The organism is Nitrospina sp. P1_D6, assembly GCF_052156615.1.
Lineage (GTDB): Bacteria > Nitrospinota > Nitrospinia > Nitrospinales > Nitrospinaceae > Nitrospina.
In genome coordinates, this window is record NZ_JBQKUN010000005.1 from 134,158 (window position 1) to 156,580 (window position 22,423).

A 22,423-nucleotide genomic window follows, 5' to 3' on the forward strand; every position below is an offset into this window, starting at 1 on the left:
GTCAGGCGCGGGCCAGGGTGAATACTTCCACCCGGTCCGCTCCCGCGCGTTTCAACACTTTGGCCACTTCGTTGACCGTCGCCCCGGTGGTGAACACATCGTCCACCACCAGCAGGCGGCGGCCGGCAATCCGTTCCGGACAGGTCACCTCGAACGCTCCTTTCACGTTTTCCATGCGCTCGGCACGGGTTTTTCTCGCCTGCGGCGGCGTATCGCGGACTCGGCAAAGGCTTCCTTCCACAAGGGGCAGGTTACACAGACGCGCCAGCCGGTCGGCAAGCACGTAAGACTGGTCGAACCCGCGTTCTTTTAATTTATGCCGATGCAACGGCACCCAGATAATTTCCAGGCCGGAATAGGTTTCGCCATTTTCTTTCAGGTTCTGTTCGATCAGCGAAGTGATATCGCCGATGGCGCCCGGATGAGACTGGTATTTGATAAAGTGCACCAGCTCCTTGAGCACCGACCCGTATACCCCCAAGGACCGTGCCCGGTCGAAGCGATAGGTGTTCTTGCGGCACAATCCGCACTCGAAGTCTTCGGTTGGATACTCGTACTCCATTTCTCCGGGTTGACCGCAGGTGGCACAAAAGGGAGGGAGAATGAAAGGGACATGGTCACGGCACAGTCCACACAGGAATTCGCCGTCGTCCAGACGCCTTCCACCGCAACCGATGCACGGGCGCGGAAACAGGACATCGAAAAGATTTCGGATCCAGACCACCTTTTACCACCCCCAAAAATGCTTTTAAAATTCACCTAAAATACTATATGTTAAATGAGCAATAGTTAAGAAGGGATTCTCCTTTTCCGGCGACCCCGTCACCTCCAGCGAACCGTTACTCATGAAAAAAACCGCAAACATCATCAAGCTCACCGACAAGCACGTCGCCCGCACCTACGGACGGCTCCCGCTTGCCCTGGTCCGGGGAAAGGGTTGTTACGTTTGGGACGCGGATGGGAAAAAGTATCTCGACTGCGTCACCGGGCTTGCGGTGGACAATCTCGGCCACTGCCACCCGGAAGTGGTCAAGGCCATCCGAAAACAGGCGGGTACGCTGATCCATGTGTCCAACCTGTACCACATCGAACCCCAGTCCCGGCTGGCGAAGGACCTGACGCGCCTCAGTTTTGCAGACAAGGTGTTTTTCTGCAACAGTGGAACCGAGGCCAACGAAGCAGCCATCAAGCTCGCGCGCAAGCACTCCACCGACCAGGGATACAACAACCGGTTCGAGATACTCACGTTTACGAATTCGTTCCATGGACGCACGCTGGGGTCCTTGAGCGCCACCGCGCAGACGAAGTTTCATTCCGGATTCAAGCCCCTTCTTTCAGGCTTCAAGTATGTCCGGTTCAATGACATTGACGCTGTGGCCAAGGCCGTCTCCCAGAAGACCTGTGCCGTGCTCATCGAGCCGGTGCAGGGCGAAGGCGGTGTCAATGTTCCGGACAAACAGTTCCTGAAGGACCTGCGGCAACTTTGCCGGGACAATGGACTGTTACTGATATTCGACGAGGTCCAGACGGGCTTCGGGCGGACGGGGACCCTGTTCGCTTACGAACGGTTCGGGGTGAAGCCGGACGTCATCACCCTGGCCAAGGCCCTGGGCGGAGGCATGGCCATCGGCGCGATGATGGCCACCGACGAGGTCATGAAATCGTTCGTACCCGGAACGCACGCAGCGACCTTCGGCGGCAATCCCCTGGCGTGCGCCGCGGCACAGGCGGCATTGGATGTGGTGGCGCAAAAACCCTTTCTTAAAAATGTACGGGAGACGGGGGATTACTTCGCAAAACAACTGAAGTCGCTCGCAAAGCAACACCCGGTGGTCAAGGAAGTGCGGGGATTGGGAATGATGCTGGCTATGGAACTGAAAGTCCCGGGCATGCCCGTGCTCAACGATTGCATGGAAAAGGGAATTCTGATTAACTGTGTGCAGAACATGACGCTCCGGTTCCTGCCGCCTTTAATCATCAAACGAAAAGAAATCGACACCCTCATTCAAACTGTGTCGGAAAGCCTTTCGCGGCTGGAATCCTAAGCGGCCGCCAAACCGATTGTGGAGGACGATCCACAATGCCCCAAATTCATTGCCTGCATTCTTTTCTCCGGTCTGGTTTCCTGCGACATTTTCTTTTGATTATCGTTGTTTCCCTTTTCGCCCTCCCCCTTCCCTCCCTTGCCTGGGCCCAAAACAGCAACATCCCTTCCGCCGAGCCTTCCGCTCAGGAAAACGTCCAGAAAATGCTGTTTCTGCTGTCCAAGCAGATCACACAGGTTCAGGCACGGCTCAAAGACCTGAACGACATGCCCGCCACTCCCTCAGTCAACAAAAAGCGGGAGGACCTGCTTTTCCAGATCGACGGGCTGCAACGCAACTTCGAATCGTTGGCCACGCAACTGAGTGCCGACCAGTTGTTCGAAGGCGACCCAAAAAAATCGGACTGGAGCCAGAAGCTGGAATCGCTCATCATGCCACTTCTCGAAGCCACCAGCGATTTGACGGAAAAGCCGCGCCGGATCGAGAACCTCAAAACGCGGATTGACCTTTTAGGCACTCAGTTACGCAATTACGAAGAAGGACGCAAAAATATTGAAGCGTTGTTGACCGCCGCCCGCGAGAACCGCCCACCGCTCAATGAACAGGAAGAACAGTTCCTGGCCCGCCTCGAAAACCTGAAAGACAAATACAATCCGGAATTGATCCGCCTGAAACTTCTTGAAGCCCGCCGCGCTTTGAAAAAAGAAATGGCCAACAGCGAACCCTTTATCGACACCGCCACGCGTTCCATCAAAAACTTTTTCAAACACCGCGGACTCAACCTGCTCATCTCCGTCAGCATTTTCATCGCCATCTGGTACCTCCTCATCAAACTGCGGCTGTACATCGTTGGTGACAAAAGCCTGTTCTCATTCGAGCCATGGATGCAGAAGGTGCTGATGACCGCCTACACCGGCCTGGTGCTGGTGCTGTGTGTTGTATCCAGCCTGGTGTCGCTGTATCTTTTGAACGACTGGCTGTTGCTCAGCGTGGTGATTCTATTTCTGCTCGCGGTGGCGTGGGCCTCGCGCCAGTTCATTCCGCGGTTGTTCCAGGAGATGCGTCTCGCTCTCAACCTCGGTACGGTCAAGGAAAACGAACGCCTCATCTGGAAAGGCGTACCCTGGTATGTGGAGGGAATCGGCCTGCAGGCGGCGCTCAAGAACCCGAGCCTGGAGGCGGGCAGTGTCCTGCTTCCCGTTGGGGAACTGGTCGGACAGCATTCGCGGCCCGTGGTCGAAGACGAGCCGTGGTTTCCGACGGAGGTCGGCGAATGGGTGCTCCTCGCCGACGGGACTTACGGCCGGGTGCAGCACCAGACCATGGAACAGGTGGTGCTGGAACTCAAGGGCGGCACGGAACATTTTTACGCGACAACGGATTTTCTTGCCAAAACGCCGAAAAATATCTCGCGAGGGTTCCGTTACGACATCGTCTTCGGACTTGACTACGAAACCCAGCCGAAAGTGTGCGACGAGATTCCGGAACTGTTTGAAAAAGGACTGCGTGAAATCCTGAAAAATCATTTTCAGGAGGGAGAGCCGGATTTCACCCATCTGGAGATCACCTTCGACGAGGCCGGCAGCAGTTCTCTCAACCTGCGCATCGTGGTTCACGTGGACGGCCGGCGCGCGGAATGGTACGATGAACTCAAGCGGGAAATCCAGACCGCCCTGGTTCGCATCTGCAACGAAAACAAACTGCGCATCCCGTTCACCCAGCTCACCGTCACTTTAGCTGAAAACAACAGGCAATCCATGCAAACCCCCTCCGACCGGAAAGACGATCCACCCTCCCGTGTTTGAATTTGAACTCCAGAAGAAGCACACCCACTCGCGGGCACGGCTAGGAACCATCACCACATCGCATGGCCGCATCCAGACTCCCGCCTTCATGCCCGTCGGCACCCAGGCCACGGTGAAGGCGCTGTCTCCGGAAGACCTGAAAGACTGCGGCGCGGAAATCATCCTGGGCAACACGTACCACCTGTACCTGCGACCCGGACACAAACTGATCGAACGGTTGGGTGGCCTGCACCGGTTCATGAACTGGGACCGTCCGATCCTCACCGACAGTGGCGGCTACCAGGTGTTCAGCCTGAACGACCTCGCCAGGGTCACCGAGGATGGCGTCACCTTCCGCTCACATCTCGACGGATCCCGGCACCTGTTGTCGCCGGAACTGGCTATTGAAATCCAGCAGTCACTGGGCGCGGACATCATCATGACCTTCGACGAGCCGACGCCCCCGGACGCGGACGAGGCGCAAACGCTGAAATCGCTGGAGCTGTCCACCCGCTGGGCCGGACGTTGCCAGGAAGCGCACACGCGAAAAGGACAGACGCTGTTCGGCATCGTGCAGGGGGGCATGTTCAAGAACCTGAGAAACGAAAGCGCGCGGCAGATCATCGACCTCGGCTTCAAGGGATACGCCATCGGGGGGCTCAGTGTGGGCGAGGAAAAAAACCTGATGCTGGAACTGGCCGATCACACCGCGCCACTATTGCCGGAGAATGCGCCGCGTTACCTGATGGGCGTCGGCACGCCGGACGATCTGATCGATTGCGTGAAAATGGGCATCGACATGTTCGACTGCGTCCTGCCGACAAGAAACGCGCGCAACGGTACGCTGTATACCAGTGAGGGCAAGCTCAACATCCGCAATGCGCGTCACCGGGACAGCGACCGGCCCCTCGACCCGGAATGCGCCTGCTATACATGCAGGCATTACTCGCGTGCCTACCTGCGACATCTCTACATGGCCGACGAAATCTTCGCCATGCGGCTCAACTCACTGCACAACACCGCGTTCTTTCAGAAATGGATGGCGGACATGCGGCAGGCCATCGCAGAGGACCGCCCGCTGGACTGGCGTCTGCCGGAATCAGGCGAGACCAATGGCGGCTGAGCGAAAGGTCAGGATGCCCCGTGCTTGGGGTCGTCGAGAATGCCCTTGATCTTGAACTCGTTGATGATATAGCCGGAGCGGTCGGGAATCACGTTCTGGATCACCTGCTTCAACTCCATCACTTTTTCCTCGACCAGGTCGTCGAGCAGACGCTCGAACTGCTTTTCAGGAAAGTACAGGGTGAGGTTGAGCCCGGCCTGCTTGTACTGGTAGGTGTATCCCGCGCGCATGGGATTATTGCGGATCGGTTTGTATTCGACCACACCGGAAGGCAGGCACTCGATGACGGCCTGCCAGTAACCGGGTTCCTCTTTTAATTCCTGCCTCACCCGCGAAAGCAGTTCACCACCGTCCATCAATTCGTAAGTGTAGCTTCGGTTACGCCGCATAACAAAATGGTCCGGGTTTTGATTTTGATTCATTGCCGGCGGCGGGGACTCATGCCCGTCGCCTCATCATTCCTTATTCCTTTGCCGACACCGCGCGCAATGCCAGAAAGAGTGGGATTTCCTGACGAGCCCGGTTTTCCGCCTTGGCGCGCTTGCCCGGCTCGCTGGTCTTGTGCGACGTCCATTCCTCCAGCAGATCCACCTGCAACCCCGCCGCGTTGAGCGCTGTGAAATAATCCTGCAACGACCGATGGTACGTCATCGTGTACACTTGCGACCGCGCCATCGGCGGTGTGAGGATCGGGATTGTGTTGGGCGACAGGTACAGATCAACCCGGCGGTACTGGATTTTTTTCTCTTCGTCCCACCCCCAGTGCGTTTGCCGCGGAATACGGAAGCACGGGTGCGTCGTCACCATCACAAACCGTCCCTGCGGTTTCAACCAGCGCCGCACGTTTTCGAACACCGGTTGCAGGTGTTCGATGTTTTGTATGGCCAAAAGGCAGGCGACCGCATCGAACGTCCTGTCAGTGAGCGCTTTGGGATCGGCCGCGTCCGCGCAGACAAACCGCACCCCCTTGCCAGTCCGCTTGCCGGCAAAGCGGATCAACTCCTCCGACACGTCGAGTCCCGTCACCTGCAATCCCTTTTGCGCAAGATGGCGCGAAAGAACCCCCTGCCCGCAGGCAAGGTCCAGCACCTCCCGTCCCTTTTTGAGACCCAGCATGCGCTCGGTGCCGGGCAGGATGATGTTCTTCTGGTACTCACTCCCTTTAAAGCCAACCAAGGAATCGTACCACCGCGCCGCCTGGTCCCACAACGCCGTGCCGGGTTTGCTGCCAACTCGTCCCGGAGAGCGCCCGGCACTGCGGCGCTGGGAGCCACCCCTCTCCGTTTCACGACGGGGGCGTGGTGATTTGAATGATTTCGGGGATTTTGCCAATCAGGTTGCCTTTCCCAAAGAGGGACTTGCGCGGCGCCAAATAACCCTATATAATTCAAAAGGTTATTCGGGAACCACAATCCGGGTTCATCAATCTTACCATACGAGGTTTCAACATGATACGCCGCAACCCCGCCTTTCAACTCGTTTCCGGTCTCTGTCTGTTCCTTGCCCTGTCCGCCCTGCAGGCCTGCGCCACGGTGCCACAGGAACGCTTGGAAGATCTCGAGACCATCACCCGTGCGTACAACAATTTCTTCGAAAGCCGCCATCCCGATGGGGGTGTGACTTATGTGCGCGACGATTTGAAATCTGCTTACCTGATGCAATACGCGCAGGTCAAGGATCGCGTGATCTTCGGCCAGAGCCAGCGCATCAACCAGGCCTTGTACAAGGATGACGAACTGGTGCCTTTGACCGAGCAGGTGTTGGAAGCGGAACACCCTCCGTTCAACAAGGCCGTCATCACCATGCGGTATGAAGTGGCGACCAAGCCCAGCAACCGCGTACGTACGGTGGTGTACGATCAGGAATGGTTGTTGCAGAACGGACGCTGGGTGCTGGTGCCCAACCTCGATCCCTTCATCAAATAATCCGGTTTACAAAACCACATCCAGCGGACGGTTCAGGGACACCGACGACGCGGTGACGTGGCAGTTGTAGCCATACAACTCGACCCCCGCATCCCGCGCCTGCCTCAGGATTTCTCCAAAAGCGGGATCGATGTCATCGAAGCTGGTGATGGTCCGCGTGTCCGAACGTTGCGACACAAACAGCACCGCCGCGCGGTTTCCTTTTTTCTTCAGTGCGATCAACTCCTCGATATGCCTGCGCCCGCGCTCCGTCGGCGCATCCGGAAACTTGCCCACCGTCTTCTCCACGCAACTGACCGACTTCACCTCGACGTAACAGTCCTGCCCGCCAAACCGAAGACAAAAATCAAACCGGCTCTTGCCATGCTTCACTTCGGCATCGAAGCGGTCGTATCCCGTGAGCAGCGGGAGGGTTCTCGACTCCAACGCGTCACGCACCAGTGCATTGGCGAACACGGGATAGACGGAGACCCAGATGCGGCCGTGACGCACCAGCACCAGGCTGTAATCGGTTTTGCGTTTCGGTCCGGGATTGTGTAGAAGCCGCACGCGGCGGCCGGGGATCATGATGCCCGGCAGACGCCCCGGATCGGGCACGTGGGCGGGAACGGTGACTCCATCGACCACCACCTGCGCCAGGTACCGGTTCGGCCGCTCCTGAAACACGCCGTCCACGATGCGTTGTCCCAGTTTCATGGCGAGGGTAAATCCGTCAGTAGCAGAGGACGGGGATCAATGACCGCCGCCCCCACCCTGCGAGGGCACATGCACTGTTTTTTCGATCTGGAGCAGTTTGTCCACCGAAGCGGACATGGTGTCGATGAAGGGTTTGGGGTAGAGACCGATGAACAGGATCAGGATGCATGCCGGAACGAGCAGGCCCGCTTCGGTTTCGTTGACATCCTTCAACCCCTGTGGAAGATTTTTTCCTTTATCCTGCATCGATCCCTGAAACATGAAAAGCATGTAGATGGACGCGTACACAATGGTCAGTCCCGCGCCCAGCACAAACAATACGGCCATGTCTTTCTGCACGGCGGAGGTCCACACACCAACAAGGATGAGGAACTCGCCGACGAAGCCGTTCAGGCCGGGCATACCCAGAGCCGCCAGGGTGACCAGCATGAACATGCCGTACAGAATTGGCATGGATTTTTTGAGGCCGGAAAATTCGTCCAGGTTGCGGGTTCCCAGTCGCCGCTCGATGATCCCGACAATGATGAACAGGGCGGAGGCGATGATGCCGTGGTTGACCATCTGCAGGACACTGCCTTCGATTCCGTTGCCGTTGACCGCAAAAATTCCGAGCACGACGAATCCGAGATGACTGATACTGGAATACGCGACCAGCGATTTGAGGTCTTTTTGCGCGATGGCGATCCAAGCACCGTAAATGATGCCGCCCACCGCCGCCGCGCCGATCCACGTGCCCCACTCCTGGATGAAATCCGGGAACAGTGGCAGGCAAAACCGGATGAGCCCATAGGCCCCGGTCTTCGACATCGCCCCGGTAACCAGAATGAGGACCGGAATCGGGCAGGACACATATGCATGGGGAAGCCAGCTGTGGAACGGAAAGATCGGCACCTTGATGGCGAACGCCAGAAAGAAGAACAAAAACAGGATCCATTCCAGATCGTGGGGAACGGCCGTATGCACCAGTTCCTGGATATTGAAGGTCAACTCGTGCGTTGCCGTGTAATGGAGAACGGTGATCCAGATCATGCCGACCAGCATGAGCAGGCTGCCCACCAGCGTGAATATGACGAACTTGGTGGTGGCGTACACCCGGCGTCCCTCACCCCACAGACCGATCAGGAAGTACGTCGGAATCAGCATCACTTCCCAGAACACATAGAACAGGATGAGGTCGAGTGCAACAAACACGCCCAGCATGCCGGTTTCCAGAATCAGGATGAGCGCGAGGTAGTACTTCGGATTTTTGGTCTCACCTGCAGAGAAGCGCACCGCCATGATGGAAAGGAACGCCGTCAGCACCACCATCCACAGGCTGATGCCATCGACCCCGACCATGAATTGAATATGAAGGAGCGGAACCCAGTGAAAGGCATTTACGTACTGCATGCCCGGGTCGGATGCATCGTAACCAAACAGCAGGACCAGCGATCCGAGAAACGTCAGCAGAACGGCGATGGTCGCCGTTTTCTGGATGGCTGCAACCCGTTGCCCGTCCATGAACAGGATCAGGATGGCCGCCGCCAGCGGAAGCAGTAGAACCGTAGTAAGCATGACGTTTCCAATACCCTTTCGTTACAGAAATATCACGAACAGCAGGACGGTGATCAACCCCGCCACCATGTTGAGTGCATAGAGACGTACGTTTCCGGACTGCCAGATGCTGATCTGGCGGCTCACCTCGCGCATCTGCGCACCCACCTGATCGACCGAGAAATCGATGCCGAACTTCTCCGCACGCTCTTCCAAAAACTTGCCGGTGGCCTTGACCGGTTTGACGATCAGCAGGTCGTAAATTTCATCGACATAATATTTGTTGTAAAGCAGGTCGTGCACCGGTGCCAGCACCTGTTGCAGGAAACCCAGCTGACCGCTTCCCGTCATGAACAGGCCCACCGCACCCAGGATACCGACCAACGCCACCAGCAACGGGGCTGTTTCGAGAACGATGTTTTCGTGGTGCACTGGGACCGCACCGCCAAACACCGGCGCGAGAAACGTATCGACCGAATGGCCGAAGGCACCGCCCAACAGGGAAAACACCGCCAGGATCAAAAGCGGTCCCGTCATCACCAGAGGCGACTCGTGCGGATGTGCAGTGGGATGCCGCAGGTTGCCGAGAAACGTGTAAAAGAACAGGCGGAATGTGTAGAATCCCGTCAGGCCCGTAGCCACCACTGCCATCAGCCAGAATAACCAGTTGCCATACTCCTCCGCGAACCACGAATGCATGATGATGGCTTCTTTACTGTAGAACCCGGCGGTCAGGGGAAACCCGGTGAGGGCAAGTGACGCAACCAGGAAGGTGCCGAAGGTAATGGGCATGGAGCGGGCCAACCCGCCCATTTTACGGATGTCCTGCTCGTCATTGAGGGCATGGATGACACTGCCCGCGCCAAGAAACAAAAGCGCCTTGAAAAACGCGTGCGTCATCAGGTGAAACATTCCTGCGCTGAACACGCCGACGCCCACCGCGAGGAACATGTAGCCGATCTGACTCATGGTGGAATAGGCGATGATCCGCTTGATGTCGTATTGTGTCAGCGCGATGGTGCCCGCAAAGATTGCCGTTGCGGCCCCGACAAAGGCGACGAAGTACATCACCCACGGAGCCAGCGTATAGAGGGAGTTGCACCGCGCCACCAGGTACACGCCCGCGGTGACCATCGTCGCCGCATGGATGAGCGCGCTGACCGGTGTCGGACCTTCCATCGCGTCCGGCAACCAGGTGTGGAGCGGCAACTGCGCCGACTTGGCGAAGGCTCCCACCAGCAGAAGAAGGGTGATCATCAGGATCGTACCCTCGTTCGGGATAAACCCGGACTGCGTCTGCGAAAACACTTCCGTGTAACTGAGCGAACCGAAGCGCTCGAAAATCATGAACGCGGCGATGACCATGCCGACGTCGCCGATGACGTTCATGACGAACGCCTTGCGCGCGGCCAGAACCGCCGAACGCTTTTCCGTCCAGAATCCGATCAGCAGGTACGAGGCGAGACCCACCAGCGCCCAGCCGACGATGAGGAAAAAGAAATCCGCCGCCAGAACCAGCACGGACATCGAGAAGATGAACAGGTTCATGTACGAGAAGAACCGGGCGTATTCCGGGTCTTCGCGCATGTAACCGATGGAATAGACGTGGATGACAAATCCCACCCCCGTCACCACAAGCAACATGAAAATGGAAAGGCGATCAACCAGAATGGCGAGGTCGAGCGAAAACTTTTCCGATTCGATCCAGTGGTAAAGAACCTCAACGGAACCGCCGGGATCGCCTTCGCCTCCTGCCATGCTGGCGAAGATCAGCAGCACCACGCCGAAGGCCGCTCCGATGGTACCGCTTCCACCCCACCCCACCCAGGTTTTGGGCAGGCGCGAACCGAACCAGCTCAGGATCAGAAACCCGAGAAGCGGAAACAGCAGTATGAGCCAGGCGATCGAATACAACAGTTTATCCTTTCAGCACATCGATGTGGTCCACATTGAGATCGTGGCGCGTCCGGAAAATGGTGAGAATGATGGCGAGCCCCACCACAACCTCCGCGGCGGCAACCGTCATGATGATCAGGGCGAAGATTTGTCCGTCCAGCGACTGCAACTCGCGCGAGTAACCGACCAGCAAAAAGTTGACGGCGTTCAGCATCAGCTCCACCGACATGAACATGACCAGCGGGTTTTTGCGGATGACAAATCCCACTGCGCCAATCGAAAAAATGGCGGCGCTTACAACCAGGACGAATTCGCTTTCCATAGTGAAATTACCTCGACCGCTTTCTCACGGGACGATAATGGAACTTGGCCAGGGTGATGATGCCCACCGTGGCGACCAGGAGCAGGATCGACGCCAGTTCGAACGGAACGATATGGTTCGAAAACAATTCGATGCCGATGGCTTTGGCGGAGCCGACTTCCTTCAGTACTTCCGGGGTGATGTTGCCGGTGACGGGGCGGTTGGCGCCGATACGTAGCGTCATCAGCAGTTCGCAGAACAACGCGCCGACAAACGCGAACCCGGCCATGGCCTGCAGGTTCAATTCCGGCTTTTCCTTATGCGCACCCAACAGGGCTATGATGAAGAGGAATAAGATCATCACCGCGCCCGCGTACACCACAACCTGCACGGCCGCGAGGAACTCCGCACTGTATAGAAGAAACAGCATCGCCAGGCACACCATGTTGCCGATGAGAAACAGTGCGGAATAAATGGGGTTGGTGCAGAGGATGACCCCCAGCGAAGCCAGCACAGCAGTCATGCCGACGACAAAGATCACCGTCTGGTAAAACAGATCAAATACAACTTCCCGCGGCAGGTTGAAATTCAATGCCTGCTCCAGCATTTCCATCACGGTGTGATGCTCTCCTCTCCTTCAACCGCCCGGGATAGAGACAAAAATACCCAGTTGGGTGAATGTCCGGCGCCCTCTACCGGACATTGTTGGTTCACCGCGGAGCGAGATTCCGTCCCGCAGGGTTTGTTGAGAAATTTGTGTTTCGCCCGGAGAACTACTTCTTGTTCACCAGGCTGGTATTGCCAAGAAAGTTCACGCGGAATTGATTGGGTTCCGGGTACACCAGCAAATCTTCTTTTGTCGCAATGTAATTCCGGCGATCGTAGTCGGCCAATTCGTAGTGCTCGCGCAGAACCACCGCGTCCACCGGGCACGCCTCCTCGCAGAATCCGCAGTAGATGCAGCGCAGGAGGTTGATCTCGTACACCTCCGCGTAGCGTTCGCCTTTCGACTTCGGGTTTTCCGGATCGTTCTCCGCGGCGACCACGTGGATGCACCCGACGGGGCAGTTGACGGAACACAAGCTGCACCCGATGCACTTCTCGTAACCTTCCTCGTCCTTGTTCAGGAAGTGCCGCCCGCGGTAACGCTCCGGCATGGTCCGTTTCACTTCCGGGTAGCTGAACGTCGTGGGTTTCGACACCATATTGCGAAAGGTGACTCCCATACCGATCAACAGGTTCTTGGCTCCATTGAATACGGTTTGCAACATAAATGATCCTAATTCAAATGGTGCTGACTTTAATAAAGCTGTACACCAGCATGTTCACAAGCGACAACGGCAGAAGAAACTTCCAGCCGAACGCCATGAGCCGGTCATAACGGATGCGGGGAAACGTGGACCGCAACCAGATAAACACACACAGCAGTAAGAACACTTTAAGCGCGAACCAGACGAACGGAATGTCCGGCAGAACGTATGCGTGCCAGCCACCCAGAAACAGCAGAGTGATGAGCGCGCTCATGGTGATCATGTTCACGTACTCGCCCAGGAAAAACATGGCGAACTTCATGCCCGAGTACTCGGTGAAGAATCCCGCCACCAGCTCCTGCTCCGCTTCCGGCAGGTCGAACGGGGCGCGATTGGTCTCCGCCACACCGGCGATGAAAAACAAAAGAAACGCCAGCGGCTGGGTCACAATATTCGGCAGTGTCGCCTGGTCGTTCACAATATCGATGAGGCTCAGCGACCCGCTCATGATGATGACGCTCAGGGCGGCCAGGCCCAGTGTCAATTCGTAACTGATCATCTGCGCCGACGAGCGCAGTCCGCCCATCAGCGAATACTTGTTGTTCGACGATAAACCTGCGAGCACGATGCCGTAAATGCCCATCGACGAGATGGCGAAAATGAACAGGATGCCAATGTTCAGGTTCGCGCCCCACATGCCGATTTCCTGCCCGAAGATCGTGAAGCTTTCACCAAACGGGACCGCCGAAAACGTGACGATCGCCGTGAACACCACAATCGACGGCGCGAGCAGAAACAGGAACCGGTCCGCAGACTTCTGGATGATCTCTTCTTTAAAGAGCAGTTTGATCGAATCGGCAATCCCCTGTGCGAGACCGAAAGGGCCCACTCGATTCGGACCCAGCCGCACCTGGAAACGTCCCATCAGCCGCCGCTCCAGCCAGACAAGACCCGGAACCGTGGTCAACAGGCCGATCACGATGATCACCGCCTTGATGATCCCGATCCACAGGTAGGCGTAGGACGCCAGAAACTCAGTGATGCTGTCGATCAATCCTCAAACCTTTCCATATACCCGCATTACTTTTTGATCTGCACCCAGGCAACCGCCTGCCCCGGTTCCATGAGGCTGGCCACACGCTGCTCGTCGGAAACACGCGGCAGGACCACCGAACCCGGATTGCACCGGTTGGAGATCACCACCTCGGCTTTCACCTCATGGCCGTTCCCCGCGACCGTCACCTCCTGCTCGGCCTTGAGGCCCAGCCGGTCGGCGTCGGCTTTATTCAGGTGAACCGTGGACGGCTGGAACTGGTGCGCGAGCCGCGACTCCGCATCGAGAACCTTGTCATGGCAGAACAGCACTTCCGAGACGCGCAACCTAAAAACGTCACCGGAACCATTCGCCTCCGGCGTCCCGTCTGGCGGTGCGGCGCCATTGACGGCGGCGACAGGCTGGCGGTTGTGCCCGGCTTTGCGGATCGTCTTCTGCCGGATTTCCGCATAGCCGTTTACTTTATCCGCAATTTCCTGTGTGACTTCCCACACCGTCTTGTGTTTCCAGTCCGCGCCCAGCGCCTTCGCCATCGTGGACACGAGTTTCCAGTCGGACGGATTGTCCGTGGTGAGGCCGCGTTTGCGCATCTGCACCCGTGCGGCGATGCTGGTGGTCGTGCCCTCGTCGTACCCAGGACCGTTGGACGGGATAACGTAGTCGGCCATTGCCGCGGTTTCCGTTTCCATCATGTCGTGCACGACGAGAAGGTCGAGTTTTTCCAGCGCCTGTTTGACCTTGTTGCCACCGGGAAAATTGACCAGGGGATTACTGCGGTAAACAACCAGCGCTTTCAGTTCACCCGACGCCGCCTTTTCGATCATCTGCAAGGCTGTCAAGCCCGGTTCCAGGGGAGCGGTCTCTCCCCACTTTTCACGGATGGCGTCGGCCTGCGACAGATCGAGTCCGCCCGGATAACAATCCGGGAGCACGCCCATGTCCATCGCCCCCAGCGCATTGGTCACCGGAGCGGCGGGCATGGCGCCGACCGCGGTATCCGGCAGGCCACCCATCGTATTCAGCATTTGTTTGAGCGTGTGAATGGACGCTCCCGTCAATGCAGCGGGATTGAACACCACCGTGGTCTTTCCGCTGGCGCGGATTTTATCTGCCAGCGCGCCGATGCGGTCGGCGGCAACCCCCGTCTGCTTTTCAACATCACTTGCGGGAGCCGTGCCGCTCAACGTGGAGTTCAACGCGGCTAAAAGCGTTCCATCGGAACCGACGTCGTAGCGCAGGGACAGCGTTGCGTACTTGTCCATCAACGTCGCCTGATCGTTCAGCACCACCATCTCGATACCCAGCTGCGTGACCGCTTTTTTGAGCCGCAGGTCGAGAATGGGAAGCTCTTCCGTCGGGTCGCTCGCGATCACGACAATGAGCTTGCTCGACTCGATGTCCAGCATGTCGAAGTTCGGCACCGGCAGGCCCGGCGTGTCGACATAGGTTTTGTGATCGATGTTGTTGGTGCCCAGTTGCTCGCGGAAGAAACGCTGGTAGAGATACAGTTCTTCGTTCAGGCCGTAACCGGAGCCGATGAAACCGACGCTGCCGGGTCCGTGGGCTTCGACGGTCTGTTTCAGTTTCTCCGCCACTTCGCGGCAGGCATCCTGCGCCGAGACCGGATCGTGCAGGCCCTTCTTCCGCGGCTGGGTGATGCGGTTTTTGCTTTTGGTGAAATCGTGGCCCCACCGCGCCTTGTCGCAGATCCAGCCGTCGTCCACCGCATCGTTCGGCGTCTCCGGCGTGGTCACGCGGCGCAGTTCGTTGAGCCGCGTGCCGAGGATCATGTTGCAGTTGCAGGCACAGTGCGCGCAGAGCGTTTTGGTGTTGTCCAGATCCCACGACCGGGCGGTGAAACGGAACTCGGTGTTGGTCAACGCGCCGACGGGACAGATGTCGATGACGTTGCCGGAGAAACGCGTGTCGTAGGGCCGGTCGTTGAACGTCGAAACGCGATTCTGGAACCCGCGGTGACGCATGACCAGTGCCTGGTCTTTTTCGATGATGTCGCTGTAGCGGGTGCACCTCTGGCATGCAATGCACCGTTCACGATCAATTGTGATGACGGGCGAGAGCGGGGTTGCCTTATCGCGATTGTAACGCTCAAACTGCATGCGCGTGTCCGGCGGACCGAATTTGAACGTGTTGTCCTGCAGGGGACACTCCCCGCCCTTGTCGCACACCGGGCAGTCCAGCGGATGGTTGAGCAGGGTGAACTCGAGCACGCCCTGCTGGGCCTTCTCCACCTTGGGTGTGTTGGTGCGCACCACCATGCCTTCGCTGACCTGAAGGGTGCAGGCGGTGGCGAGTTTCGGCATCTTCTCCACTTCCACCATGCACATGCGGCAACAGCCAAACGGCCCAAGCTTTTCGTGGTAGCAGAAGATGGGAATTTCGATGTCCACGATCTTGGCCGCGTCCACCACCACCATGCCCTTGGGAACGGTGACCACCTTGTCGTCGATGGTCAGGGTAACGGTATCCTGTGCAGTCTTGGTTTCCATAAAATCTGAACCTGTATCTTTAACCGACGGCGTCGGCAGTTTTCAGGGATTCGATCAGCGCTTCGTAATCTTCGCGGAAATATTTGATACTGCTGGCCACCGGCCCCACCGCCGCATCGCCCAGCGGGCAGAAACACTTGAACGCCATGTTGTCGCAGATGTCGTTGAGCAGTTCCACCTGGTTTGGCTTGCCCTGCTTGTGAATGATCTCGGACAGAATCTGGTGCATCCAGCGCGTGCCTTCACGGCACGGCGTGCACTTGCCGCAGGACTCGTGCATATAAAAGTAAGCGAGACGCAAAGTCTCTTCCACCACGTTGACGGTCTCATCCATGACGATGAGCGCGCCCGAACCCAGCATGCTCCCCGCTTCCATCAACGATTCGTAATCGTACGGTACGTCCACCTTGTCCGCGGGCAGGATGGGCACCGACGAACCGCCAGGGATGAACGCCTTCAGCTTGTTGCCGTTTCTGACACCACCCGCCCACTTGTCGATGATCTCGCGCGTCGGGGTGCCCATCGGCACCTCGTAGTTGCCCGGCTTGTTGACATGGCCCGAAACGCTGACCATTTTCGTGCCCTTGCTCTTTTCCGTACCGATGGCGGCGTAGGCCTGCGGTCCGTTGTTGAAGATGTAAGGCACCGCGCACAGTGTCTCGACGTTGTTGACCACGGTCGGCTTGCTGTACAAGCCTTCGACTGCCGGGAACGGCGGCTTGAGGCGCGGCTCGCCGCGGCATCCTTCGAGCGACGTCAGCAGAGCGGATTCCTCACCGCAGATGTACGCGCCCGCGCCGAGGTGCGAGTGGATGTCGAGATCGAATCCCGATCCCATGATGTTCTTACCCAGGTACCCGCGCTCATAGGCCTCTTCGAGAGCCTTGTCGAAAATGTCCGCCAGTTCTGCGAATTCGCCCCGCATGTAGTTGTACCCCGTATTGATCCGGCAAGCGTACGAGCAGATGATCATGCCCTCGATCAACAGGTGCGGGTTTTTCATAAGCAGTTCGCGGTCCTTGCAGGTGCCCGGCTCGCTTTCGTCCGCGTTGCAACACAGGTAACGCGGAAACACGTCCTTCGCCAGAAACGACCACTTGAGCCCCGTCGGGAACCCCGCACCGCCGCGTCCGCGCAGACCCGACGCCTTGACCATCTCGACGATCTCTTCCGGCTTTATCTCAAACAGTTTTTTCAGCGACTGGTATCCGCCCATCGTTTTTTCATACACGTCGATCGACGTGAGGTTGGGCGTGTCGATGTCCTTCATCAGAATGAGTACGGGTTCTTGCATGGCTTTATTTGTACGTTTCCAGAATCTGGTCGATTTTGGTTTCGTTGAGATTAACGTGGTAGGTTTTATTGACCATCATCATCGGCGCCTCGGAACAAGCGGCGAGGCATTCCTCTTTCAGCAAAGTGAACCGCTTGTCCGCCGTGGTCTCGCCGATCTGGATGCCCAGCTTCTTCGCCGTGTAATCCATCAACTCGTCGGACCGGTTGAGCTTGCAACTGATGTTGTGGCAGAAGCGGATGACGTTGCGTCCCACCGGCTTGGTGAAGTACATGGTGTAGAACGTGACCACGCCTTCGACGTATGCCGGGGACACGTCGAGCCTCCGACCGACTTCCACCATCGCTTCCGGCGTCACATACCCCTCCTGGTCCTGCGCCAGGTGCAACAGCGGCAGAACGGCGGACTTCTTCCGTTCCGGCGGGTACTTCGCCATGATTTTTTCGATTTTCTTTTCCGCCTCGTCGGTGAACACGAACATCAGCGATCAACCTCCCCCATCACGATATCAATACTACCGATGATGGCGACGACGTCGGCGATGTACGCTCCCTCCATCATCTTGCACATTCCCGGAATGCCCATGAACGACGGAGCCCGCAGTTTCATGCGCATGGGTTTGTTCGATCCGTCGCTGACCATGTAAAACCCGACCTCGCCGCGCGGCCCTTCCGTCGGCACATACGTTTCGCCCTTCGGCACGTTGATGCCTTCCGACACCAGCTTGAAGTGATGGATGAGCGCTTCCATGCTGGAGTGCAGGGTGTCGCGCGCGGGAAGGGACACCTTGTTGTCCGGGATGCGGTAGGGTCCGTCCGGCAGGTTTTCGATGGCCTGCTTGATGATTTCGCGGCTCTGCCGCATCTCTTCAATCCGCACCAGGTAACGATCGTAAACGTCTCCGTGTTCCCTGACGGGGACATCGAACTTGAATTCGTTGTAGCGGGAATAGGGACGCATTTTACGCCAGTCCATATTGATTCCCGCAGCGCGCAGGACGGGGCCGCTCATGCTCCAGTTCAGGCACTCCTCGCGATTGAAGGTCCCGACACCCTGGGTCCGGTCCAGCCAGATGGGATTTTTGGTCAGCAGGCTTTCGTATTCATCAACCTTGGAAGGGAAAATCTCGACGAACTTCTTGACGTGGTCGATCCATTCCGGGGTGGCGTCCTTGGCAACCCCGCCGATGCGGATGAAACTCGTCATCATGCGCACGCCGGAGACCATCTCGTTGAGGTCGAGGATCATCTCCCGCTCGCGCCAGGCATAAAGGAAAACCGTCATCGCGCCGATGTCCAGCGCGTGCGTGCCCAACCAGATGAGATGACTGCCGATGCGGTTGAGTTCGACCATGATGACGCGTATGTAATCGGCGCGCGGCGGCAGTTCGCCCAACTGCAACAGCTTTTCCGTGGTCAGGCAGAAAGCAAGGTTGTTCTGCGGCGGGCTCAGATAATCGAGCCGGTCGGTCATCGGGATGCAGTGCTCGTAACGCTTGGCCTCGCCTGTCTTCTCGATGCCCGTGTGCAGGAAACCGATGTCCGGTTCCGACGACTGCACCTGCTCGCCGTCCATTTCCATGACCATGCGGAACACCCCGTGGGTACTCGGGTGCTGGGGACCCATGTTGAGGGTCATGGTGTCTTTTTCGCGTTCCAGCAGGCCTTGTTCGGTCACTCCCATGGCGTCGGACTCATATCCTTTTTATCTTTAATCAGTTCCTGCTTGTGCTCGGGGTTGTGTGAGAAAGCCACTTCCTCGACCACCAGCGGATAATCCTTGCGAAGCGGGTGCCCTTCCCAGTCCTCCGGCATAATGAGCCGTTTGAGGTTGGGATGGCCCTCGACCTGAAAGCCGAACATATCGAACAGTTCGCGTTCGGGGAACAGGGCCCCCTTCCAGACTTCCGAGACCGTCGGCACCTTCGGGTCGTCCTCGTCCAGCCCGACACGCAGGCGGATGCTGTCGCCGCGGTCCAGGTTGTGCAGTTCGTACACCGCCTCAAAACGCGGCTCGCGTTCCTCTTCCAGGTAATCGACGCCTGTGATGTGAGACAGGTAATGGAAATCCAGCTCCGGGCTCTCTTTAAGGAAACCCGCAACCTTCAGCAGATTTTCCGGTTGCACATGAACCACCGCGTCGCCGAGCGTAACCTCCGCCCTGATGATGGCGTCCGGCAGGGAGGCCCGCACCTTTTCAACGAGTTCTTCGCCGGTCATGCCACCCTCTGTTTGGCGCGCTCCGTGCCGGCGTCGTTCATGATTTTTTCCTGAAGCTTGATGATGCCGTAGATGAGGGCTTCCGGACCTGGCGGGCACCCTGGAACGTACACGTCCACCGGCACCACGCGGTCCACGCCCTGAACGATGGCGTAGTTGTTGAAAATGCCGCCGCAGGAGGAACACGCGCCCATGGCGATGACCCACTTGGGTTCCGGCATCTGCTGGTAAATCCGCTTGAGGACGGGCGCCATCTTCTGCGACACACGCCCGGACACGATCATCAAATCCGCCTGACGCGGAGAAGCGCGGAACACCTCCGCGCCGAAGCGGGCGGCATCCCAGCGGCTGTTGGCCATCGCCATCATTTCGATGGCACAGCAGGCCAGCCCGAAGGTCGCGGGCCAAAGAGCGTTTTTCTGCGCCCAGCCGATCACCTTCCCCAGCTTGGTGGTGAGGATGGTGTCGTACAGCGCGCCGGAATAATCCGCTGACATCTGGTCCCAGGCGTCCTGGGCGTTCAGTTTCAGGTTCTTGACTTCGGTCTCAAAAGCATCGACCGCTTCATCCATCAATCCCATTCCAAACCTCCTCGCCCCCAGACGTATACATAGGCGATAGCCAGAATCGTAATGAATATGACCATTTCCACCAGGCCAAACAGCTTCAGTTCATCGAGCGCAACGGCCCAAGGGTACATGAACACCACCTCGATGTCGAAGATTATGAAAAGCATGGCGATGGTGGCGAACCGGACCGGAAAACGGCCCTTGGCCTCTTCGGAGGGGAGCATGCCGCACTCATAGGCGATGTGCTTTTCAGCATTGGCTTTGCGCGGGCCCAGAACCATGGAAAGGAAAAGGATTCCCAGCACAATGACCAGCGCCACGACGGCGAATACGCTGACAAAAATATATTCGGTCACTTGGAGTTTCCGTTTGTTTCGTCGGGAGGGGGGATTGCCATCCTAATCGAGGCAATTTCAAACAACTCCACCCTCCGGTCAAATGTTCCTGGAAGGTAGCAGCCGGGTGTCTCCCATCCTTATGGACCCATTTTACCTAAAACCCGTTTCAGGGTTCCAGAAACTACTGGAATGGGGGATTATATTAGCACCACCATACCCTGTCAATTACTGTTTTCCCTATCTTTACGGGGTGCTGGGGGGTACCCCAAAATAACGATAACCACTTGTTTATCAATGGGTTGGAAATTGAACGCGAGTAGCCGGGGAGCGTGTGGGGGACCCGGAAGGGCGTGTGGACCGACAGGGAGATGAAAGGGGGCCGTACTTGGCTTACAGTGTCCGGCACAGGTGGATGCCCTAATTTGCGGATTTTCCGGGCGGGATACCGATCCGACTCAACCCTCCAAATATTCCAGGTGCAGACGGTAAATCAGGCCGGAAGGGTTGTCTTCCGGCGCGGTGGCATCGGGTTTGGCGTAGTTGATGACCTCGAATTGAATTTCGTTGGTCCCTTCGCGCAAAAAGTCATCGCAGTTGATAATGAACGGCTCCGGGTACTCCGCTCCGCCGTAATCCTGTTTCAGGCCGACATCGTTCACGGTGACGCGGCAGACATCATCGGCCCGCAGAAAGAGCTCCGCCCGGGGCATGGCTTTGATCCCCGGCGGGATGTCAAACCTCAGGCGAAATCCGTGCTGGGTGCCGGTCTTGGCTTCCTCCAGCGTCACCTGCTCCCGGATCCACACCCACATGCTTCCTTTGATGCCGCGCCAGTCGTCACTGCCCTGGCAGATCTCGGCAGTCCGCCAGCTTTCGGTTTCAGGATCGTACACTTCCGTGTCCTTGCCGCTGGCGAACACCTGGGTCCGGGTTTTGGGACCTTCCCCCACCAGCCAACTCGGGGTGAGTGGCTTGCTCTCCAGCCACATGGAGTCGTTGAGATCGCGATAGTGATCGTACAGACCGTGTTTCTTATTGATGAGGACAATGCTCGGTCGCTGGAAGTTACGACCGAGATACGGACCGATGTCCGCCACTATGAGCCCGCCCGGCTCCTGCACGTCGAGAGAGATAAACGAGTGGGAGGGAATGAACCGGTAGGTGTGCACAACAAACTTGCCCTTGGTTGGCGACTCCACGGACTCGATCTCCTCCTGAAGTTTCTGCAAAAGCAGGATGGAGGTTTTGATCTCGTTCAAAAAGGTCGATTTGCCGTGCGCCTGCCGGCTGATGAGGTCGACCACCGGCGATTGCGGGTCCATTAACAAAAGTTTCACATTGACCCCGCTCAACACCTTTTCACGCAGAAGGTCGCGGCTTCCGGTGGAGATGGACAGCAACGATGTCCCGCCAATGTAGATTTCGTGCTTCACCCGCTTGAACAACGCCTCGAAGGAGGTGGCGTTCCCCAACTCCGACCGGTTCTTGAAAATCCCCTGGATTCCAAGGCGCACCGCATCGGGATTGACAATTTCCTGCAATGCGTCCTTGTATTCATTAAAGGTGAGTTCTCTCAGGAACAACTCATAGCCCAAAGACACAACACCGATCATGGCAATCAGCAGGGAGAACTCCTTGACGGGATGGAGCCAGATGCTGTGGGCCGGGAAGACCTGGGGAGAGAGAATGTATGCGGCCGCGCCGAATCCGAAAATGATGAGCGCCAGAAACACCACACGGTCCCGAATCCACATCCGGAGGGCCGGGCCTTTGCTTGTTTTCTTGTCTTCGAGCATTTTTAAATGAGCCTGAACGGGTAAATAGTATTGAAATCGATGGTAACGCAAGGCAGGAGGATTCACAAGAACGTTACGGGAATCTCACCCATT

Annotated in this window: 22 protein-coding genes; 4 read left to right on the forward strand and 18 right to left on the reverse strand. The window is 57.5% G+C overall.

The features are described from left to right. Window position 1: 1 nt before the first annotated feature. Window positions 2–724, reverse strand: coding sequence for a double zinc ribbon domain-containing protein (locus ACTRXA_RS10210; protein WP_442427092.1), 723 nt, complete (start codon window positions 722–724; stop codon window positions 2–4). A 121-nt stretch (window positions 725–845) separates the two neighbouring features. Between ACTRXA_RS10210 and ACTRXA_RS10215 the strand changes: the two genes are divergently transcribed. The 3 genes from ACTRXA_RS10215 to tgt all read left to right on the forward strand — a co-directional run bounded on the left by ACTRXA_RS10215 (window position 846) and on the right by tgt (window position 4,952). Continuing rightward, the gene (locus ACTRXA_RS10215) at window positions 846–2,045 is read left to right on the forward strand and encodes an acetylornithine transaminase (protein ID WP_442427093.1); all 1,200 of its coding nucleotides are present in this window, start codon (window positions 846–848) and stop codon (window positions 2,043–2,045) included. Between the two features lie 203 nt (window positions 2,046–2,248). Next, a complete protein-coding gene (locus tag ACTRXA_RS10220) occupies window positions 2,249–3,850 on the forward strand; it encodes a hypothetical protein (protein ID WP_442427094.1) in 1,602 nt (533 codons plus the stop codon). Further along, entirely contained in the window at window positions 3,843–4,952 is a 1,110-nt protein-coding gene (tgt, locus tag ACTRXA_RS10225; protein ID WP_442427095.1) for a tRNA guanosine(34) transglycosylase Tgt, read from the forward strand. The genes ACTRXA_RS10220 and tgt overlap by 8 nt, the downstream gene beginning before the upstream one ends. An 8-nt stretch (window positions 4,953–4,960) precedes the next feature. On the opposite strand, the gene ACTRXA_RS10230 is transcribed toward tgt, so the two are convergent. Then, the gene (locus ACTRXA_RS10230; RefSeq protein WP_442427096.1) at window positions 4,961–5,341 is read right to left on the reverse strand and encodes a hypothetical protein; all 381 of its coding nucleotides are present in this window, start codon (window positions 5,339–5,341) and stop codon (window positions 4,961–4,963) included. Window positions 5,342–5,414: 73 nt separating this feature from the next. Beyond that, window positions 5,415–6,284 carry a class I SAM-dependent methyltransferase gene (locus ACTRXA_RS10235; RefSeq protein WP_442427097.1) on the reverse strand — a complete coding sequence of 290 codons (870 nt, stop codon included), beginning with the start codon at window positions 6,282–6,284 and terminating at the stop codon, window positions 5,415–5,417. A 116-nt stretch (window positions 6,285–6,400) separates the two neighbouring features. Here ACTRXA_RS10235 and ACTRXA_RS10240 point away from each other — a divergent pair, with 116 nt between their 5' ends. After that, window positions 6,401–6,877 (forward strand): hypothetical protein, encoded by a 477-nt coding sequence (locus tag ACTRXA_RS10240; RefSeq protein ID WP_442427098.1) that lies wholly within the window; start codon window positions 6,401–6,403, stop codon window positions 6,875–6,877. Window positions 6,878–6,883: 6 nt separating this feature from the next. Here ACTRXA_RS10240 and sfsA read toward each other — a convergent pair whose 3' ends face one another. From sfsA to ACTRXA_RS10315, 15 genes are all read right to left on the reverse strand, one after another. Next, a complete protein-coding gene (sfsA, locus tag ACTRXA_RS10245; protein WP_442427099.1) occupies window positions 6,884–7,573 on the reverse strand; it encodes a DNA/RNA nuclease SfsA in 690 nt (229 codons plus the stop codon). A 36-nt stretch (window positions 7,574–7,609) separates the two neighbouring features. Beyond that, window positions 7,610–9,127 (reverse strand): complex I subunit 4 family protein, encoded by a 1,518-nt coding sequence (locus tag ACTRXA_RS10250; protein WP_442427100.1) that lies wholly within the window; start codon window positions 9,125–9,127, stop codon window positions 7,610–7,612. Between the two features lie 21 nt (window positions 9,128–9,148). Next, window positions 9,149–11,020: an NADH-quinone oxidoreductase subunit L gene (nuoL, locus tag ACTRXA_RS10255; protein ID WP_442427101.1), complete on the reverse strand. Its 1,872-nt coding sequence runs from the start codon at window positions 11,018–11,020 to the stop codon at window positions 9,149–9,151. Window positions 11,021–11,024: 4 nt separating this feature from the next. After that, the gene (gene nuoK, locus ACTRXA_RS10260; protein ID WP_442427102.1) at window positions 11,025–11,324 is read right to left on the reverse strand and encodes an NADH-quinone oxidoreductase subunit NuoK; all 300 of its coding nucleotides are present in this window, start codon (window positions 11,322–11,324) and stop codon (window positions 11,025–11,027) included. Between the two features lie 7 nt (window positions 11,325–11,331). After that, on the reverse strand, window positions 11,332–11,919 hold the full coding sequence (locus ACTRXA_RS10265) for an NADH-quinone oxidoreductase subunit J (RefSeq protein ID WP_005011798.1): 588 nt from the start codon (window positions 11,917–11,919) through the stop codon (window positions 11,332–11,334). Window positions 11,920–12,076: 157 nt separating this feature from the next. Beyond that, window positions 12,077–12,574 carry a NuoI/complex I 23 kDa subunit family protein gene (locus ACTRXA_RS10270; protein WP_442427103.1) on the reverse strand — a complete coding sequence of 166 codons (498 nt, stop codon included), beginning with the start codon at window positions 12,572–12,574 and terminating at the stop codon, window positions 12,077–12,079. A 13-nt stretch (window positions 12,575–12,587) separates the two neighbouring features. Next, window positions 12,588–13,607, reverse strand: coding sequence for an NADH-quinone oxidoreductase subunit NuoH (gene nuoH / locus ACTRXA_RS10275; RefSeq protein ID WP_442427104.1), 1,020 nt, complete (start codon window positions 13,605–13,607; stop codon window positions 12,588–12,590). A gap of 26 nt (window positions 13,608–13,633) precedes the next feature. Continuing rightward, window positions 13,634–16,114 carry a molybdopterin-dependent oxidoreductase gene (locus ACTRXA_RS10280; protein ID WP_442427105.1) on the reverse strand — a complete coding sequence of 827 codons (2,481 nt, stop codon included), beginning with the start codon at window positions 16,112–16,114 and terminating at the stop codon, window positions 13,634–13,636. A gap of 19 nt (window positions 16,115–16,133) precedes the next feature. After that, on the reverse strand, window positions 16,134–17,408 hold the full coding sequence (gene nuoF / locus ACTRXA_RS10285) for an NADH-quinone oxidoreductase subunit NuoF (RefSeq protein ID WP_442427106.1): 1,275 nt from the start codon (window positions 17,406–17,408) through the stop codon (window positions 16,134–16,136). 4 nt (window positions 17,409–17,412) lie between these two features. Next, a complete protein-coding gene (gene nuoE / locus ACTRXA_RS10290) occupies window positions 17,413–17,889 on the reverse strand; it encodes an NADH-quinone oxidoreductase subunit NuoE (RefSeq protein ID WP_442427107.1) in 477 nt (158 codons plus the stop codon). Beyond that, window positions 17,889–19,091: an NADH dehydrogenase (quinone) subunit D gene (nuoD, locus tag ACTRXA_RS10295; RefSeq protein WP_442427108.1), complete on the reverse strand. Its 1,203-nt coding sequence runs from the start codon at window positions 19,089–19,091 to the stop codon at window positions 17,889–17,891. The genes nuoE and nuoD overlap by 1 nt, the downstream gene beginning before the upstream one ends. After that, window positions 19,082–19,627, reverse strand: coding sequence for an NADH-quinone oxidoreductase subunit C (locus ACTRXA_RS10300; RefSeq protein ID WP_442427109.1), 546 nt, complete (start codon window positions 19,625–19,627; stop codon window positions 19,082–19,084). The genes nuoD and ACTRXA_RS10300 overlap by 10 nt, the downstream gene beginning before the upstream one ends. Then, window positions 19,624–20,124: an NADH-quinone oxidoreductase subunit B gene (locus ACTRXA_RS10305; RefSeq protein ID WP_442427259.1), complete on the reverse strand. Its 501-nt coding sequence runs from the start codon at window positions 20,122–20,124 to the stop codon at window positions 19,624–19,626. The genes ACTRXA_RS10300 and ACTRXA_RS10305 overlap by 4 nt, the downstream gene beginning before the upstream one ends. Before the next feature lie 74 nt (window positions 20,125–20,198). Continuing rightward, window positions 20,199–20,552, reverse strand: coding sequence for an NADH-quinone oxidoreductase subunit A (locus ACTRXA_RS10310; RefSeq protein WP_442427110.1), 354 nt, complete (start codon window positions 20,550–20,552; stop codon window positions 20,199–20,201). Window positions 20,553–20,989: 437 nt separating this feature from the next. Further along, window positions 20,990–22,330 carry a hypothetical protein gene (locus ACTRXA_RS10315; RefSeq protein WP_442427111.1) on the reverse strand — a complete coding sequence of 447 codons (1,341 nt, stop codon included), beginning with the start codon at window positions 22,328–22,330 and terminating at the stop codon, window positions 20,990–20,992. Window positions 22,331–22,423 lie beyond the last annotated feature (93 nt).

Excerpts from the sequence above, each read along its gene's own strand:
- ACTRXA_RS10250 (WP_442427100.1), bottom strand. The coding sequence starts at position 9,127 with ATGCTTACTACGGTTCTACTGCTTCCGCTGGCGGCGGCCATCCTGATC.
- ACTRXA_RS10305 (WP_442427259.1), bottom strand. The coding sequence starts at position 20,124 with ATGTCAGCGGATTATTCCGGCGCGCTGTACGACACCATCCTCACCACC.
- nuoF (WP_442427106.1), bottom strand. The coding sequence starts at position 17,408 with ATGCAAGAACCCGTACTCATTCTGATGAAGGACATCGACACGCCCAAC.
- ACTRXA_RS10280 (WP_442427105.1), bottom strand. The coding sequence starts at position 16,114 with ATGGAAACCAAGACTGCACAGGATACCGTTACCCTGACCATCGACGAC.
- nuoD (WP_442427108.1), bottom strand. The coding sequence starts at position 19,091 with ATGGGAGTGACCGAACAAGGCCTGCTGGAACGCGAAAAAGACACCATG.
- ACTRXA_RS10230 (WP_442427096.1), bottom strand. The coding sequence starts at position 5,341 with ATGCGGCGTAACCGAAGCTACACTTACGAATTGATGGACGGTGGTGAA.
- ACTRXA_RS10220 (WP_442427094.1), top strand. The coding sequence starts at position 2,249 with ATGCTGTTTCTGCTGTCCAAGCAGATCACACAGGTTCAGGCACGGCTC.
- ACTRXA_RS10215 (WP_442427093.1), top strand. The coding sequence starts at position 846 with ATGAAAAAAACCGCAAACATCATCAAGCTCACCGACAAGCACGTCGCC.
- nuoK (WP_442427102.1), bottom strand. The coding sequence starts at position 11,324 with ATGGAAAGCGAATTCGTCCTGGTTGTAAGCGCCGCCATTTTTTCGATT.
- ACTRXA_RS10240 (WP_442427098.1), top strand. The coding sequence starts at position 6,401 with ATGATACGCCGCAACCCCGCCTTTCAACTCGTTTCCGGTCTCTGTCTG.
- sfsA (WP_442427099.1), bottom strand. The coding sequence starts at position 7,573 with ATGAAACTGGGACAACGCATCGTGGACGGCGTGTTTCAGGAGCGGCCG.
- nuoE (WP_442427107.1), bottom strand. The coding sequence starts at position 17,889 with ATGTTCGTGTTCACCGACGAGGCGGAAAAGAAAATCGAAAAAATCATG.
- ACTRXA_RS10300 (WP_442427109.1), bottom strand. The coding sequence starts at position 19,627 with ATGACCGGCGAAGAACTCGTTGAAAAGGTGCGGGCCTCCCTGCCGGAC.
- ACTRXA_RS10270 (WP_442427103.1), bottom strand. The coding sequence starts at position 12,574 with ATGTTGCAAACCGTATTCAATGGAGCCAAGAACCTGTTGATCGGTATG.
- ACTRXA_RS10315 (WP_442427111.1), bottom strand. The coding sequence starts at position 22,330 with ATGCTCGAAGACAAGAAAACAAGCAAAGGCCCGGCCCTCCGGATGTGG.